The 14,176-nt window shown below is 71.5% G+C and carries 19 protein-coding genes; 4 read left to right on the top strand and 15 right to left on the bottom strand.

Annotated features, from left to right (window positions below; genetic code table 11):
* Positions 1-36: 36 nt before the first annotated feature.
* Both ACZ4VF_RS17970 and ACZ4VF_RS17965 read left to right on the top strand, forming a co-directional pair.
* On the top strand, positions 37-582 hold the full coding sequence (locus ACZ4VF_RS17970; RefSeq protein WP_467926934.1) for a DUF3995 domain-containing protein: 546 nt from the start codon (positions 37-39) through the stop codon (positions 580-582).
* A 180-nt stretch (positions 583-762) separates the two neighbouring features.
* Positions 763-2,034, top strand: a complete 1,272-nt coding sequence (locus ACZ4VF_RS17965; RefSeq protein WP_467926933.1) for an NB-ARC domain-containing protein — start codon at positions 763-765, stop codon at positions 2,032-2,034.
* Here the strand turns inward: ACZ4VF_RS17965 and ACZ4VF_RS17960 are convergent.
* From ACZ4VF_RS17960 to ACZ4VF_RS17890, 15 genes are read right to left on the bottom strand one after another with little or no spacing between them, the layout of a single operon-like run.
* The gene (locus ACZ4VF_RS17960; protein WP_467926932.1) at positions 2,020-2,532 is read right to left on the bottom strand and encodes a 3-hydroxyacyl-ACP dehydratase FabZ family protein; all 513 of its coding nucleotides are present in this window, start codon (positions 2,530-2,532) and stop codon (positions 2,020-2,022) included. The two genes, ACZ4VF_RS17965 and ACZ4VF_RS17960, sit on opposite strands and share 15 nt — an antisense overlap.
* On the bottom strand, positions 2,529-2,978 hold the full coding sequence (locus tag ACZ4VF_RS17955) for a hypothetical protein (RefSeq protein WP_467926930.1): 450 nt from the start codon (positions 2,976-2,978) through the stop codon (positions 2,529-2,531). The genes ACZ4VF_RS17960 and ACZ4VF_RS17955 overlap by 4 nt, the downstream gene beginning before the upstream one ends.
* On the bottom strand, positions 2,975-3,358 hold the full coding sequence (locus ACZ4VF_RS17950) for a hypothetical protein (protein WP_467926929.1): 384 nt from the start codon (positions 3,356-3,358) through the stop codon (positions 2,975-2,977). Before ACZ4VF_RS17950 ends, ACZ4VF_RS17955 begins: the two co-directional genes overlap by 4 nt.
* Positions 3,359-3,784 carry a hypothetical protein gene (locus ACZ4VF_RS17945; protein WP_467926928.1) on the bottom strand — a complete coding sequence of 142 codons (426 nt, stop codon included), beginning with the start codon at positions 3,782-3,784 and terminating at the stop codon, positions 3,359-3,361. It abuts the gene before it with no gap.
* The gene (locus ACZ4VF_RS17940) at positions 3,775-4,110 is read right to left on the bottom strand and encodes a hypothetical protein (protein WP_467926927.1); all 336 of its coding nucleotides are present in this window, start codon (positions 4,108-4,110) and stop codon (positions 3,775-3,777) included. Before ACZ4VF_RS17940 ends, ACZ4VF_RS17945 begins: the two co-directional genes overlap by 10 nt.
* The gene (locus ACZ4VF_RS17935; protein WP_467926925.1) at positions 4,107-4,367 is read right to left on the bottom strand and encodes an acyl carrier protein; all 261 of its coding nucleotides are present in this window, start codon (positions 4,365-4,367) and stop codon (positions 4,107-4,109) included. The genes ACZ4VF_RS17940 and ACZ4VF_RS17935 overlap by 4 nt, the downstream gene beginning before the upstream one ends.
* A 50-nt stretch (positions 4,368-4,417) precedes the next feature.
* Positions 4,418-5,134 carry a DsbA family protein gene (locus tag ACZ4VF_RS17930; RefSeq protein ID WP_467926924.1) on the bottom strand — a complete coding sequence of 239 codons (717 nt, stop codon included), beginning with the start codon at positions 5,132-5,134 and terminating at the stop codon, positions 4,418-4,420.
* A 27-nt stretch (positions 5,135-5,161) separates the two neighbouring features.
* A complete protein-coding gene (gene fabG / locus ACZ4VF_RS17925; protein ID WP_467926923.1) occupies positions 5,162-5,908 on the bottom strand; it encodes a 3-oxoacyl-[acyl-carrier-protein] reductase in 747 nt (248 codons plus the stop codon).
* Positions 5,901-6,962, bottom strand: coding sequence for a beta-ketoacyl synthase N-terminal-like domain-containing protein (locus ACZ4VF_RS17920; RefSeq protein WP_467926921.1), 1,062 nt, complete (start codon positions 6,960-6,962; stop codon positions 5,901-5,903). The genes fabG and ACZ4VF_RS17920 overlap by 8 nt, the downstream gene beginning before the upstream one ends.
* Positions 6,959-7,966, bottom strand: a complete 1,008-nt coding sequence (locus ACZ4VF_RS17915; protein WP_467926920.1) for an acyl-CoA thioesterase family protein — start codon at positions 7,964-7,966, stop codon at positions 6,959-6,961. Before ACZ4VF_RS17915 ends, ACZ4VF_RS17920 begins: the two co-directional genes overlap by 4 nt.
* A complete protein-coding gene (locus tag ACZ4VF_RS17910; RefSeq protein WP_467926919.1) occupies positions 7,966-8,838 on the bottom strand; it encodes an alpha/beta fold hydrolase in 873 nt (290 codons plus the stop codon). The genes ACZ4VF_RS17915 and ACZ4VF_RS17910 overlap by 1 nt, the downstream gene beginning before the upstream one ends.
* Complete coding sequence (locus ACZ4VF_RS17905) at positions 8,835-9,833, bottom strand: beta-ketoacyl synthase N-terminal-like domain-containing protein (protein WP_467926917.1); 999 nt, start codon at positions 9,831-9,833, stop codon at positions 8,835-8,837. Before ACZ4VF_RS17905 ends, ACZ4VF_RS17910 begins: the two co-directional genes overlap by 4 nt.
* Positions 9,830-10,972, bottom strand: a complete 1,143-nt coding sequence (locus ACZ4VF_RS17900) for a beta-ketoacyl synthase N-terminal-like domain-containing protein (RefSeq protein WP_467926916.1) — start codon at positions 10,970-10,972, stop codon at positions 9,830-9,832. The genes ACZ4VF_RS17905 and ACZ4VF_RS17900 overlap by 4 nt, the downstream gene beginning before the upstream one ends.
* Positions 10,969-12,195 (bottom strand): beta-ketoacyl-[acyl-carrier-protein] synthase family protein, encoded by a 1,227-nt coding sequence (locus tag ACZ4VF_RS17895; RefSeq protein ID WP_467926914.1) that lies wholly within the window; start codon positions 12,193-12,195, stop codon positions 10,969-10,971. The genes ACZ4VF_RS17900 and ACZ4VF_RS17895 overlap by 4 nt, the downstream gene beginning before the upstream one ends.
* Before the next feature lie 24 nt (positions 12,196-12,219).
* Positions 12,220-12,480: an acyl carrier protein gene (locus ACZ4VF_RS17890; protein ID WP_467926913.1), complete on the bottom strand. Its 261-nt coding sequence runs from the start codon at positions 12,478-12,480 to the stop codon at positions 12,220-12,222.
* Positions 12,481-12,646: 166 nt separating this feature from the next.
* Between ACZ4VF_RS17890 and ACZ4VF_RS17885 the strand changes: the two genes are divergently transcribed.
* Together ACZ4VF_RS17885 and ACZ4VF_RS17880 are read left to right on the top strand one after the other, a co-directional pair.
* Positions 12,647-13,456 (top strand): phenylalanine 4-monooxygenase, encoded by an 810-nt coding sequence (locus ACZ4VF_RS17885; RefSeq protein ID WP_467926912.1) that lies wholly within the window; start codon positions 12,647-12,649, stop codon positions 13,454-13,456.
* 37 nt (positions 13,457-13,493) lie between these two features.
* Positions 13,494-14,156 carry an O-methyltransferase gene (locus tag ACZ4VF_RS17880; protein WP_467926911.1) on the top strand — a complete coding sequence of 221 codons (663 nt, stop codon included), beginning with the start codon at positions 13,494-13,496 and terminating at the stop codon, positions 14,154-14,156.
* Positions 14,157-14,176 lie beyond the last annotated feature (20 nt).

Raw genomic sequence — 14,176 nt, 5'->3', positions numbered from 1 at the left:
CTTGCGTGAGCCGGTGTTGCTGAGAAAGAATCAGCCGTGTCGCAGGTTCCTGCGATGCGGTTGCAAAACGGGGGTTGCGAGGTGAGGTTGCGCTCGTCGCGCTGCTATGGGCTTCTCGCTGCCGGTTGGGCGGTGGCTTTCGCCGGCCTGCATTTCTTCTGGGCCCTCGGCGGGGAAGTGGGGCTGGACGTCTCGTCCGGTGACCGGCTCGCGTCCGAGCGGCCGACCTGGTTCGTGGTCGGCGGGCTCTGGGGAGTGGGCTTTCTCTGCCTCGTCGGCGCCGCGGTGGCGCTCGGCCTGCGGCGGCGCGGTGTGCATGGGCGCCGTTGGCGTGCGCTCCGGTGGCTCGGCGTCGCGATCAGCGCGCTGCTGCTGACCCGGGGACTCGTTGTCGAGGTGCTCCTCATCGCCGGGGCGTCGACCGTCGGCGAGATCAGTGCCGCGCAGAGGTTCTGGACGCTCGCCCTGTGGAACCCCTGGTTCATTCTCGGTGGATTGGTGTTCGGGCTGGCAGCCCGCAGCTTCGGCAAGGGTATGGCGGGCCGGACGCCAGAAAGACGCAGTCATTCACTGACCAGATGACACGGCGTCACAGCATCACATTTATCCGGCGATACGGGGGAGTGACTGTCCCGGATGACGCTTCGCACGGCATCGGATTTCATAGGACAGCTGCGGGAACTTCGGCTGAGTGTCGGGCAGCCTTCCATGCGGCATTTGCAACGGTTGGGAGGACAGACCAGAGCGGCCAACGGTGACGCGGTGGACGCGCTGCCGCGGAGTACGGTTTCCACGGTCCTGCGTGGGAACAAGCTGCCGCGATCGGAGTTCGTCTCCGCGTTCGTGACGGCCTGCCTGGTGTACGGCGGTCAGCCCCCGGAGAAGGTGGCGGAGGAGACCGAGCGCTGGCTCGCCCGTTGGCGAGTCCTGTACGCCGCGGAGGCGAAGGACGGCCCAGAGGGCGAGACCGCCCAGAGTGACCCGGTCTCCGGGACGCCGAAGGCGGGGAGCGTGCCACATCACCTCCCGCTCGACGTGGGGTACCTGGTCGGCCGCGAGGCGGCGCTCGCGGCCGCTGACGAACTGGTCCGGCGGCACCAGAACAGCGTCTTCCTCGTTTCGGGCCCGGTCGGCGTCGGGAAGAGCGCGTTCGCGATCCGGTGGGCGCACAGCATGGTCGACGACTTTCCGGACGGCCGGCTGTACGTCGATCTGAGGGGTGGGCACGGCGCGCTGGACACCGATCAGGCCCTGGGCGTACTGCTCGGCGGGCTGGGTGTGCACGAGAACGACTGCCCGGCGGATCCGCGGCGGCGGGTCGAGCGCTACCGTTCGCTGCTCGCCCATCGCAGAGTGCTCGTCGTCCTCGACAACGCCAGTGACACCGATCAGGTGCGCCCGCTGCTGGCGACCGGGGAGCACTGCCGGACCATCGTCACCAGCCGCAACCGGATGTCGGGGTTGGTGGCCCGGGAGGCCGCGCGTCGGCTGACCCTGGACGTACTCGCTCCGGAGGCGGCGTGCGCGGTGCTGAGCGCCGTCATCGACCGGGAGCACCTGGTGGGTGCGCAGGCCGAGTTGGAGGAACTGGCACGGTTGTGCGGGTATCTTCCGCTCGTGCTGCGGCTGGCCGCCGTGAAGTTCGCCGATCGGCCCGGTCAGGGCTTCAAGCACTTCGTCCGCACCATGCGCGACGACACCCAGTTGCTCTCCCTGGCACTCGACGGCGACCGCGGCAGCTCCGTCCGGGCCGAACTGGAGTTCTCCTACCGGAGGCTCTGTTGCGAGGCGAAACGGTACTTCTGGAAGATGGGTCTCGCCGACGACGCCGGGTTCACGCTGGAGAGCGGAGCGGCGCTCGCCGGGATACCGCTCGCCGAGGCCGACCGGCTGACCGACGTACTGGAGTCGGAGCACCTGGTGACCGAGGTCGGCAGGCGCAAGTTCACCATGCACCGGGTGCTGCAGGCGTTCGCCCGCACCAAGGCGAGGGAACAGGCGGCCTGTGAACCCCGCACGTTAGCGGTGGCGTGAAGCGGAGGGCGCTTCGGCGACGGGCCCCGCCGCTGCGCCGGTGACCACGGCCGCCGGGCGTACCACGGCGATCAGGGATCCCACCGTCAGGATCACCTGGTCGCCGACCCGGCTCTCACCGGACATGAACGCGCCGCCCTCCACCAGCCGTTCGACGCGCACGCGGTGACGGATCACGTCGCCGGGGAACGCGGAACCGGTGAAGGCGCAGTCCCGCAGGCGGCCGACCATCGGCAGACCGTCCCCGGCGGCATCCGGGCTGCCGAGCCAGAGCAGTGCGGCGGACTGCCCGAACGATTCGAGGATCATGGACCGCGGGTAGGCGTACCGCTTCGCCGGCAGGCCGTCGGCCATGTCCTGATAGCACGGCTCACTGCCGGTCACGGCCTTGGAGGTCTCGATGGTGCGGCCGGGGTCGAAGCCGGTGACGCGGTCCACCAGCACCATCGGGTGCCGGACCGGGAGGAGCGCGAGGAGCTGTGCGTACCCGGAGTTCACGAGGTCCCTCCCCGGACGAGTTCGACGGTCGCCTTCGCGACCTGGCCTCCGTCGGCGCGACGGCAGTCGAGCACGGCCCGCAGGGCGCCGGGCCGTCCGGCCGACACCCTGATCAGGAGCCGGAGTTCATCGCCTTCGAGCATCGGCCTGAGCACTCGCGCGGAGTCGAGCGTCCCCAGTTCGAGCCAGTCCTCCCCCGGGCCGCCCGGGCCGAGGTGTGCGGCGAGTGACGGGGAACGGTGGAGCTCGGCACCGACCGCCTGCCGGATGCCGTCGAGCAGGAAGATCGCCGGGTAGAGAGTGACGCCCGGGAAGTGCCCGGCGAGGTAGGGATCGCTGGACCGCACCACCTTGTCCGCCTCGATCAGCAGCTCGTCGCCCTCCGCGCGGGCCGTGATCCGGTCGGCGCCGTCGACCGGGCGGGCGTAGCCCCGCAGCCCGCTCACAGGAACCACACTCCGGCGTAGTCCTTCCAGCGAGCCGCGAGCCGGGCGGTGTCCAGCCTGGTGACGCCTGGCAGCAGGGGAGCGCGGTCCAGGCCGAAGGCCGCCAGCCCCGGCTCGTCGACGTAGACCGCGGCTCCCTTGTCCACCAGCGCGCCGATGGACCGCCGTGGATCGGCGAGGGTGTTCAGCACCGTCGGGCCCACCTGGAGTGCGGGCGGCGGAGCGGCACCGGCCAGTGCGGCGGTCACGCTCGTCCCGCGCAGCACCACGTCCATGCCGCCGAGCTGGTCGCCGAGCATCTCGACGCCGTAGAGCGCGTCGAAGAACTGCGCCTCCGCGCTGCCGCGGTAGCCGCGGTCGATGATGACCAGGTAGGTCACCTAAGCACCTCCGATGTAGACGGTCCGGTGTGCCGCGGCGACGGTCGCCGCCAGCCGGGCGTCGGAGCGCAGCCGGACCTCGGCGATGTGGTCATGGGCACCGCGCTCGGCGCTGCAGGCCGTGCAGACGATCCAGCTGAACCGGCCCTTGTACGCGGTGAGCAGACCCCGGATCAGCGCGCCGGCCGTCGGCGCAGGTGTCGCCGGGTCGCGCAGATCGGCGGGTTTGGTCTCGCCCAGCGAGGACTGGGTCAGCATGGTGTTGTAGCCGCACGCCCAGACCCTGATGGTGCGCTCCCGCTCCAGAACGGCCTGGGCCAGCCGGAACACCGTGGTCAGGGCGTCGGTCGTGTGGGGCGGTGCGGTGAGGACCACCAGCACGTCCCAGGTGCGGCGTTCGACGGTCGCGGCCATGGTCAGTGCCACACCACCCGGGTGCCGGGCTCCAGCAGCCAGTCCGCCAGGTCACCCATGCCGGTGGTCCGCACGCCGGGGGCCAGCGGTGCGGCGTGCAGCGCCCGGTGGGCGAGGGTGAACTCGTCGATCCAGGCCTGCCCACCGGCACCGAGGAACCGCGTCAGCCCGGGGCTCGCCCCGCGGATCCCGAGCGCGACGCCGTCCGCGGCCAGGAACAGGCGCACCCGCTCACCGGCCCCGGCGAGCGCGGCGGCGTCGGCCAGGAAACGATCGGCGGTGTCGCCGGACCGGGTCTCGACGAGCAGATACCGCCCGGCTGCGAGGTCCTGGGTCATGCCGCCGACGCCCGCAGCTTCCGGAGCAGCAGCGCGGAGATGTCGGACATGGTCCGCACGTCGCCGATCTCATGTGATTCGATCTTGACCCTGTAGTGCCGCTCCAGGGTGACGGCCAGCTCCATGGCCAGGAGGGAATCGACGCCGAGGTCGCGGACGAAGTCGATCTCCGGTGTGATCGACTCTCCGTCGACCTCCAGTACATCGGCGATCAGCTCGCGCAGCTCTTCGGAGTCGGGGGTGGCTTCGGCGGTCATGGGGATCCCTTCCGTGGTTCGTCTTCGCGGCGGTCGCGGCGGTCGCGGCGTCAGCCGCAGCCGCCCGCATGGCCGGCGTCGCCGCCGGCCGGTATCGGTTCGGGCACCAGGCCCGCTTCGTCCAGCCAGGTGAGTTCGGCGTCCGGACCCGGTTCCCGGCCCCGGACCTTCGCGACGTAGGCGCGCAACCGGTCGGTGCCGAAGAACTTGTCGTGACCGTGGATGAAGAAGGGGACGCCGAACAGGCCGTCCTTGTACGAGCGGGTCAGCACCTCGGCACCCCGGCGCCGCAGCTCCGGATCATCCGAAGCGCCGGCGACCAGGGCCGGATCCAGGCCGAGTTCGGCGGCGAGTTCGGCCACGACGGCCCGGTCGGTGATGTCCCGGCTCTGCTGCCAGCGGGCGCGGTAGGCCAGTGCCACGTACTCCCGGCCCAGGCCGGCGTCCTCGGCCACCAGGTAGCCGAGGTGGGCGATCTCCCAGTTCGGGTCGCGGTCCACCGGCCAGGTGACGGAGAGGCCGCGGGCCTCGGCAAGGCGACGGGCGTCCTGGAGGATGTAGAAGTTCTTCGCGCGGGACATCTCCACGATCGGCAGCTCGACGCCGTCCTTCTCCAGCAGTGCCTGGGTCTGGCCGTCCGGCTCCCAGAACGGGATCCACTCGATCGCGTCCGCCACGTCGGGGTAGCGGTCCATCAGGTCGCGGTAGGCGAACCACGAGTACGGGCTGCGCAGGGAGAAGTACCAGCGGGGTGGTTTACGGGCCATGTCGGGTGGCCTCCTTTCCGGTAGGGCTCAGAGCGAGATGCCGCCGTCGATCTCCAGCACCGTTCCGGTGATGAAGGCCGCGCGGGGGGAGACCAGGAACGACACCAGGTCCGCCACCTCCTCGGGCCGTCCCGTCCGGCGCAGTGCCGTCGCCTCGACGGCCCGCTTGGCAACCGTTTCGGACAGGCCGGCGGTCATGTCGGTGTCGATGAACCCGGGGGCGACCACGTTCGCGCGGATCCCGTACGGGCCGACCTCCTTGGCCAGCGACCGCGTGAACCCGATGATCCCTGCCTTGGCGGCCGCGTAGTTGGTCTGCCGGGCATTGCCCTGGACTCCGGCGACCGATGACAGATTGACGATCGCCCCGGACCGGCTCTTCATCATCTCGAAGATCGTGGAGCGGCAGACGTTGTACATGCCGTCGAGGTTGATGTCGAGGACGGTGTGCCAGTCCTCGTCCGGCATCAGCACCAGTGCGCTGTCCCTGGTCACACCCGCGGACGTCACCACGGCGTCGACCGGGCCGAGCTCGTCCGCCGTGTCGCGCACCCAGGCGCGTACGGCCTCCGCGTCGGTCACGTCGACCCGGGTGGCGACCGCGCGCCTGCCCAGCTCGCCGATCTCCTTCTCCAGCTCCCGGGCCGGCTCCTCGCCGCTGACGTAGCAGAACGCGACGTCGTGGCCGTCCTCGGCCAGGCGGCGCACCACCGCCCGGCCGATGCCACGGGAGCCGCCGCTCACCAGCGCGACCGGTGACGGGGTTTCAGGCATGGGTACTCCTCGCTGCCTTGCTGATGCGGAAAAGGGCACAGCCGAGCACGTTGTCGCGGTCGGCCGACAGCACCACCGCTACGCGCCCGGCGGCGGCGGGGTCCTGTTCGGCCGCGGCCAGCACGGACGCGATCTGGAACGGTGCCGCCGCGGCACCGGCGTCTCCCCAGGACTCCTCGCCGCGCAGGATCAGCGGGGCGTGCCCGTCGAGGTGGATCCCGGTCTGCCCGACCGCGGGGGACACGGCCCACACATCCGCCGGGGTGATCCCGGCGCGTGCCAGGGCGCGGGAGAGGCAGTCCGCCAGCGCGGTGTCCCGCTCGCCCTCGCCGAACACCCCGAGGGTGACGCCGAGGACCTCGGCGAGCACCGTGCCGTCCGGGGGCGCGGCGGGTTCCATGAGCAGCAGTGAGCAGCCCTCGCCGAGCGCGGTCGGCCGGTCCGGATCGCCGGCCAGGTGTTCCAGCCAGCCCCGGTCCTGGGTGAGTTCCTCCGCGCCGCCGCAGAGCACCGAGCGCGCGCGACCGGAGGAGAGCAGGCGCAGGGCGTAGCGCAGCGCGAACAGCCCGGCGGCTCTGCCGCCCGCGACGGTCGCGTTGGGGCCCTTGAGGTTGTGCCGGATGGCGCACTGCGCGGCGGAGCTGTTCATGATGGCGTTGGGGATCCGCGGCGTGTCGATGTGGAACGGCATCGCGCGGGTGTGTGTGTCCCGGGTGATGTCCATCATGCTCCGGTTGCTGCCGGCGGTGGTGCCGAGCACGAGCGCAGCCCACTCACCGGCGGCGACCTCGCGATGGCGGCTGTCCGCGCCGAGCAGTTCGTCGGCCGCGGCCGCGGTGAGGGCCGAGACCCGGTCCATCGACCGGGTGCCCTTGCGCCCCAGCACCTCCGCGGTGACGAAACCCGGTACCGGCGCGACCCGCTGCCGCGGGACGGGCCACGTCTCGGGCCGGGTCACCGCGGACGTCCCCGCCGCGACGCCGGCCGCGAAGGCCCTCCGGCCGAGGCCGAAGGGCGAGACGGCGGACCAGGCGGTGATGACGGGCGCCGTCACGACTCCTCACCGGGCAGGCCCTTGAGGGCGCGGTCGATCCGGTCGTCCCAGGTGACGACCCGTGCCTGGTTGCCGTTCTCCACGACGCCGTAGCCGTGGGTGATCACACCCGTGGCAACCCGGGCCAGCCGGCCGTCACGCACCACGTAGCAGTCCATGCGCGCGGTGTAGAGCAGGTTCTTGAAGAAGCTCTCGACCGTGTAGACGGTGTAGAGGTCCTCTTCGAGCAGGGCCTCGCCGAGTATCTCGATCCGGGAGTGGGTGACCGCCGGGATCCAGTTGCGCTCGGCGAGCTGTGCCCCGATGGAGATGCCGCGGGCGTCGACGAAGCGGTGCTTGGCCTCCTCCATCTGCCGCAGATACGCCGACATGTGCATCCGGCTGAAGTAGTGCACGTACGGGTAGGGGATGCGGAACTTCCAGCCGTAGCCGTTGCGCCCGGCCAGGAGCTGGTCGAGCACGGGGTCCCGATCGGCCGTGCCGCCGGAACGCAGCTCCCCGTCCGTGTCCGGGACGGCCTCACCGGGTTCCGGGGTGCCCAGAGTGGCCACGGTGAAGCGGTCGAGCGCGGCGGGGGCGGGCACCCGGCCGGGCAGCCGCCGGTCGTCCTCGTCCCGGCGCAACACGGCGGCCGCCGAAGCGGTGACGATCTTCTTCGGCTCGCCGTCGCGGAGCACGGTGATGGCCACCTTGAACCGGAACGCGGTGTCGTCGTCGCCCGTCACCGGCTTCACCTCGAGTACGGCCTCGTCGTCGACGAACACCCCGCCGCGCAGCCGGGCTTCCAGCTCGACGAGGTCGAAACCGAGGCCGTACTTCTCGTAGAGCCCGCCGACCGGCAGTTCCTGCCGCCGGAAGTGCTCGATCACCGCCTTCTCCACGAGGTAGTTGACGTGCTTGAAGCCGATGTACGTGCCGATGTTCGCGCCCTCGTACCCGGGCGTGAGGGAGACCGTGGTGGTCTGCGTGACCACGTTCTTGACCGCGGTGTCGATGTCAGCCATCAGATTCGCTCCACTAGCGTTGAACGGGGCCGTTCCCCGGCCGCTTCGGGGGCGGCGGAGATACGGCGCAGGAAGCCGCCGAGCGCGTCGGCGAACCGTGCCGGCTGCTCGGCCATCGGGAAGTGCCCGGTCCCCTCGACCGTGTGCAGGGCCGCCGCGGGCATCCGGGCGACCAGGTCCTGCGCCTCGCCGGTCACCGCGATGCGGTCGTCGGCACCGGACACGACCAGCGCGGGCGTGCGCACCTCCGCGGTACGCAGCCACGGCGTGCGCAGGTACAGCTCGAAGAACCGCGACCAGCCGTAGGGGCCGATCGTCGTGCACAGCCGCTCCGCGAGGACACGGTGCAGCGCCGGCTTCGACCGCGGCCCGGCCGCCACCCGGATGCCCTCCTCCATGGTGCGGACGAACTGTTCCGGGAGCGCCGCCATGGTGTCCCAGTCGAAGTCCTCCGGCCTGGGCCGGAAGAAGGGGGACACCAGCACCATGCCCTTGAGCCGGTGCCCGGTGCGCGCGGACGCACCGCAGACCAGGTCGAGCAGCAGCATGGCGGAGAAGGAGTGCGCCACCACGACGTCGGCCGGGCCCACGGTGTCCGCCAGCTCCTCCAGCGTCTCGGCGAGCCATGACGAGGACTCGAGGCGGTGCGCCCAGTCGGGCGGGCCTGTGCCGCGCCACGGCAGTTCGGCCGTGTGGAGCTCGGCTCGGCGCAGCTCCGGGCGCTGCGGCGCGAGCGCGATCAGCCGTTCCCAGACGGTGCCGCTGTCCGCCATGCCGTGCAGGAGCAGCACCCGGGGTCCGGCTCCGTCGCTGATCGTCCGCTGCCGGAGCAGCACGGGCCTGACGCCGCTGGGCGGGAATGCCGCGTTCACGCGCGGCCCACCCCGCCCCCGGTCACCACGCCGCCCGGTGCGGTGAGGACGAGCCCGGCGACCGCGTCGTCGGCGTCCGTACCCGCCACCGCGTACAGCGGGCCGCTGCCACCGCCGGCGAAGTGACCCACCGCGGCGGCGCACTGGAGGACCCCGAGCGCGCCGGAGGCCGGGCCCCAGCGGTCCTCGAGATCGTGCCGGGGCACGCCGGACAGGACGTCCGCCGGTGTGTGCCGCGGCGGGAGCCAGGCCCGTGGGACGCCGCCGAGCGCGGCGACGCAGTCGGCCAGGGAGCCGGTGCGGACGTAGCCGTCCAACCCGGCGAGTACCGGGGCGTCGCGCTCGGCCGCGCCCGCCGCGGACTCCAGCACCAGCGCCGCGGCGCCGTCGAACGGATGCTCGTGCCCGGTCAGGCGGCGGACGACGTCGTTGGCCGGCTCGGCGCCGACCACCAGGACGTACCGTGCGCGGCCGCCCGACAGCAGGACCGTGGCCCAGTGCACCGCGTCGAGACCGGAGGTCGGACCGTTGCACACCATCAGGTTCGGGCCGCGCAGGCCGAACCGGATCGCGATCTCGGAGGCGGTGACGTTGCTGGACAGCCGCGGCGCGTAGACCGGGCTGAGGAGGCGGGTGCCGCCGTCGGCCGCGATGGTGGTGGCGACCTCGCACACCGAGTCCAGGTTGCCGAAGTTCGAGCTGACGACGACCGCGACCGACTCGGCGGGCACCAGCAGCTCGGCGGCCACGGCCGGGGCGCCGCTGCCGGCGGACGTCAGCCGCGCGTCGCCGGTCATCAGGCCGGCGGCGTTCAGCGCGTCCCGTGCGGCGCAGAGCGCGAGCCGGGTCGCCTGATCCAGGTACCGCAGACCCTTCTTGCCGATCCGGGCCGCCGGATCGACCGGCGCCGCGCCCTCGGCGGTGCGCAAGGTGAGTTCCGTGGCGGCCGACGCGCCTGGCACGGCCAGGCCGACGCCGGTGGCGACCGCGGTCATCGCCGGCCGGCCACGAGTGCGACCGCGTTGACACCGCCGAAGCCGAAGGCGTTGACCTGCGCCAGCGCCAGGTCCGCCGGTGCGGCCGCGTCCCGTACGATCCGGAACCCGCCGGCCTCCTCGATCGGTTCGTTCAGGCCGAGCGTCGGCGGGACCAGGCCGTCCGCCATGGCGCGCAGGGCGACGATCAGGCTGTGCAGTCCGGAGGCTCCGGACGTGTGGCCGGTCATCGACTTCATTGCGGTCATCAGTGCCTTTTCGGGGGCGGGGCCGAACACCGCCCGGAGGGCCCGGGCTTCGGCGGCATCGTTGGCGTGGGTTCCCGTGCCGTGCAGCATCACCAGGTCGATGTCCTCAGGCCTGGCGCCGGCCCTGCGGTGCGCCTCGCGCATCGCGGCGGCGATGCTCCCGGCATCCGGGGCGGTGGTGTGGTGGGCGTCGCAGTTGACGGCGACGCCCCGCACCCGGCCGGGGGCCGGGCGGTCCGGGTCCTCGGTGCGGCGCAGCACCACGGCCGAGGCGCCTTCGCCGAGGACCGTGCCCATCCGGTCCCGGTCGAAGGGGCGCACGGTGTCCGGTGCCACCGACTGGAGCCGGTCGGCGATCCCCACCATGCTCTCGGTGACGGTGTCGACGCCGGCCACGATCACGGTCTCGGCGCCGGCGGCCAGCAGGTCGGTGCCCATCGCCAGTGCGTAGAGCGACGCCGAGCAGGCGTTCGAGATGGTGTGGGTCATGGTCGCGCCGAAGCGCTCCCGCAGCGCGGTGCCGAAGTGCAGTTCCCCGGGCGGGTACGGGACACCGTCCCGGGCCCACAACTCGACCGAGCGCAGCTCTCGGAGGCCGGTGCCGACCAGGACCGGGATGTCTCCCAGCCGCTCGTCCAGCCCTGCCTCGGAGACCGCCTGCGAGACCGCCTCGAGGAGGAAGGCGGTGGCCCGGCCCGGTACGTCGCCGGCGTGGCCGCGGTCATCGATCTCGTACAGCCGGTCGCCGGTGTAGTACGAGCGCTCGAAACCCCGCATCGGATGCAGGCCGGACGTGCCCGCGCACAGGGAATCGAAGATCTCGGCCGGGGACCGGCCGATGGCGGCCACCGCGCCGGTTCCGGCGATCGGCCAGCCTGCGTGCTCGTTCAACGGGACTCCTCGTATCGGCCCAGGACCGCGACCGCGTTGTTGCCCCCGAAGCCGAGGCCGTTGTTCTGCACGATCCGCAGGTCGGCCTCGACGGCGTGATTGGGCACGCAGTCGATCGGGCACTCCGGGTCCGTGCGGTGGTGGTTGATGGTCGGCGGAATGAACCTGTGGGTGATCGCCAGCGCACAGGCGATCGCGGCCAGCGCGCTCGCCGCGCCCATGGTGTGCCCGAGCATCGACTTGACGGACACGGTGCGCGGCGGCCGGTCTCCGTAGACCTCCCGGATCGCCTGGGACTCGGTGATGTCGTTGGCCTTCGTGCCGGTGCCGTGCGCCGAGATGAGGTCGACCTCGTGCGGCTTCACGCCGGCGTTCTCCAGCGCGAGCTCCATCACCCGGGCCACGCTGGAGCCGTCCGGCGCGACCTGGTGGTAGGCGTCACAGTTGAGGCCGTAGCCGAGCACCTCGGCGTAGATCCGGGCCCCGCGGGCGAGTGCCGACTCCAGATCCTCCAGCACCAGGACACCGGCGCCCTCGCCGGTGAGGATGCCGTTGCGGTCGACGTCGAAGGGGCGGCAGCGGTCGGGGGCGATGGTGCCCAGCCGGTAGAACCCGGCGAAGGTCTTGCGGCACATGGCGTCGGCGCCGCCGCAGAGAGCGAAGTCGGCGTCCCCGGAGCGGACCGCGTCGTAGCCGTAGCCGATGGCGTAGTTCCCGGCGGCGCAGGCGGTGGGGATGGTCACCGCCTCCACGTCCCGCAGGCCCAGCTCCAGGGCCACGGCCGAGGACAGCCGGGCGGCCCGGAGCCGGCGGGCGACCCGGGGGTCCATGGCCGCGGGGCCGTGCGCCAGCTCGGTCTCCACCAGCTCGTCGAGGTCCCGTGACTCGCCGTCGGTGGTGCCGATGGAGACCACGCCGGGCCGCTCGCGCAGCGCCCGGAGGTCGAGTCCGGCATCCGCGACGGCCATCCGCGCCGCGGACACCGAGAACCGGCTCGCGGGCCCCAGCGAGTCGACGGGCAGGTTCCGGATCCAGGCCGCCGCGTCGAACGCGTCGATCCCACAGCCGGTGGAGTGCTCGAAACCGGCGGTGTCGAACACCGTGATCGGCCCCGCACCGCTGCGCCCGGCCCGCAGCCCGGCGGTGAACTCCTCGACCCCGGTCCCGATGCTCGACAGCACTCCCAGCCCGGTCAGGACCACCCGCCTGTCAGGTGACGCCATCAGCTCCTCATTCCTGTGCGGGGACTACTGCTTCGCCCAGCCCGCGGTTTCGGCGACCACGTCGTAGACACCCCGAAGATTCGTCATCCGCGCGAGTTCGGCCTGGTCGATGACCACTCCGAACTCGCGCTCCAGCGAACCCAGGATCTCGATGGCACGCAGCGAGTCGGCGCCGTACTCCTCATTGAACAGGCCCTCGTCCGTGACCTCGTCCTCTTCGAGCTCGAGGATTTCGCAGACGATTTCTTTAATCTTGGCGAAATGGGCGTCGGTGGTCGTTGTCACGGTGGTGGCCTCTTTCTCCGGCAAGCGAGTCGAGCATTGGTTCAGTAGTTCAGATCTCATGCGTACGGACGCTGTCCCGCAAGGTTGTGGACGGCACGGGACGGAACGAGACAGCCGCTTCGCGTATCCCGCCCGAGCAGCCGTGGTCTAGTGTGATCGGCGGGCTATGCGGGGGAGTTGTGCCGCACCACCGAGGCGACGGGGGAAACAGGTCGCGATGACTGATGAATACGAGCGCCGAAAGGCCATACGTCAGCAAAAGGCCAGGGAATGGCAACCCGGTGAACCTTTGCCGGTCATTGCATATACGGAGGAGGAGGACGCCCTCTGGGAGACGGTCACCGCCAAACTGAGTTCACTGCACGAGGAAGTGGCGTGCGCGAACTACCGGCGGGCCGCCGAGGCGGTCGTCCTGGAGCGGCGGCGGGTTCCGCAACTGGCCGAGGTCTCCCCGGTGCTGACCGAGCTGACCGGTTTCCACCTGAGGCCCGCCGAAGGCACCGTCCCGGCGGCGCGGTTCCTCGGCACGTTCGCGGACAGCGGGTTCCACGCGACGCAGTACCTGCGGCGGCCCGAGTCGCCCTACCACTCCCCGGAACCGGACGTCCTGCACGAACTCGTCGGCCACGCCGTGATGTTGGGTGACCCCGTCTTCGCGGACCTGTACCGGAGCTTCGGAGAGGCCGCCCGCCGGGTGTCCGCACCTGATGCCATGCGGGACCTGGTCCACGTCTTCTGGTTCGCCATGGAGACCGGTGTCGTGTACGAGGACGGCCGTCCCCGCGTGTGCGGTGCGGCCCTGCTGTCCTCGGTCGCGGAGATGGAGTCGCTGGACAAGGTGGAGCTGCGGGCGTTCGACACCGCCGACATCGTGGCGCAGGACTTCGACGACACGGACTGCATGCCGGTGCTCTTCGCCGCCGAATCGATCGACCACCTGGTCGCCGAGGTGCAGCGCTTCTTGACCCGGCTGTGACCTTCCCGGCCGGCCGACATCACACCGAGAGGACGACATGAGGATCCAGGTCAGCATCACCGAGGAGCTCCAGGACTACATCGCGGACGTCTCGCTGTCCGAACCGGCGCCGCTGAGCGAGCTGCGGGAGGAGACGTCGAGGCTCGACGAGCGCAATATGCAGATCTCGCCCGAGCAAGGCCAGTTCCTGTCCGTGCTGCTCCGGGCCATCTGCGCGAAGCGGACCCTGGAGGTCGGGGTCTTCACCGGCTACAGCCTGCTGCGCACGGCGCTGACCCTGCCCGCCGACGGCCGTGTCACGGCCTGCGACATCAGCGAGGAGTGGGCGAGGACCGCGCTCGGGCACTGCGAGCGGGCGGGCGTCGCGGACAAGGTGGACCTCCGGATCGGCGACGCCCGGGAGAGCCTGGCCGCGCTCGTCGAGGAGGAGGGTGCGGCCGGCGCCTACGACTTCGTGTTCCTGGACGCGGACAAGGAAGGCTACGAGACCTACTACGAGTACGGTCTGACCCTGCTGCGGCCGGGCGGCCTGCTGGCCGCGGACAACGTGCTGTGGTCCGGGCTGGTCGTGGACGAGTCGGTCCAGGACGACGAGACGCGGGCGCTGCGCGCCTTCAACGCGAAGCTACGCGAGGACGACCGGGTCGACCTGTGCATGCTGCCGTTCGCCGACGGCCTGACGCTCGCCGTGAAGCGCTGACCTCCCCCCGCTCCTTCCGG

This window comes from Streptomyces sp. NPDC029151 (assembly GCF_055564315.1).
The sequence above is the reverse complement of the archived record's forward strand: the minus strand, read 5'-3'. Positions and strand labels throughout refer to the sequence as shown.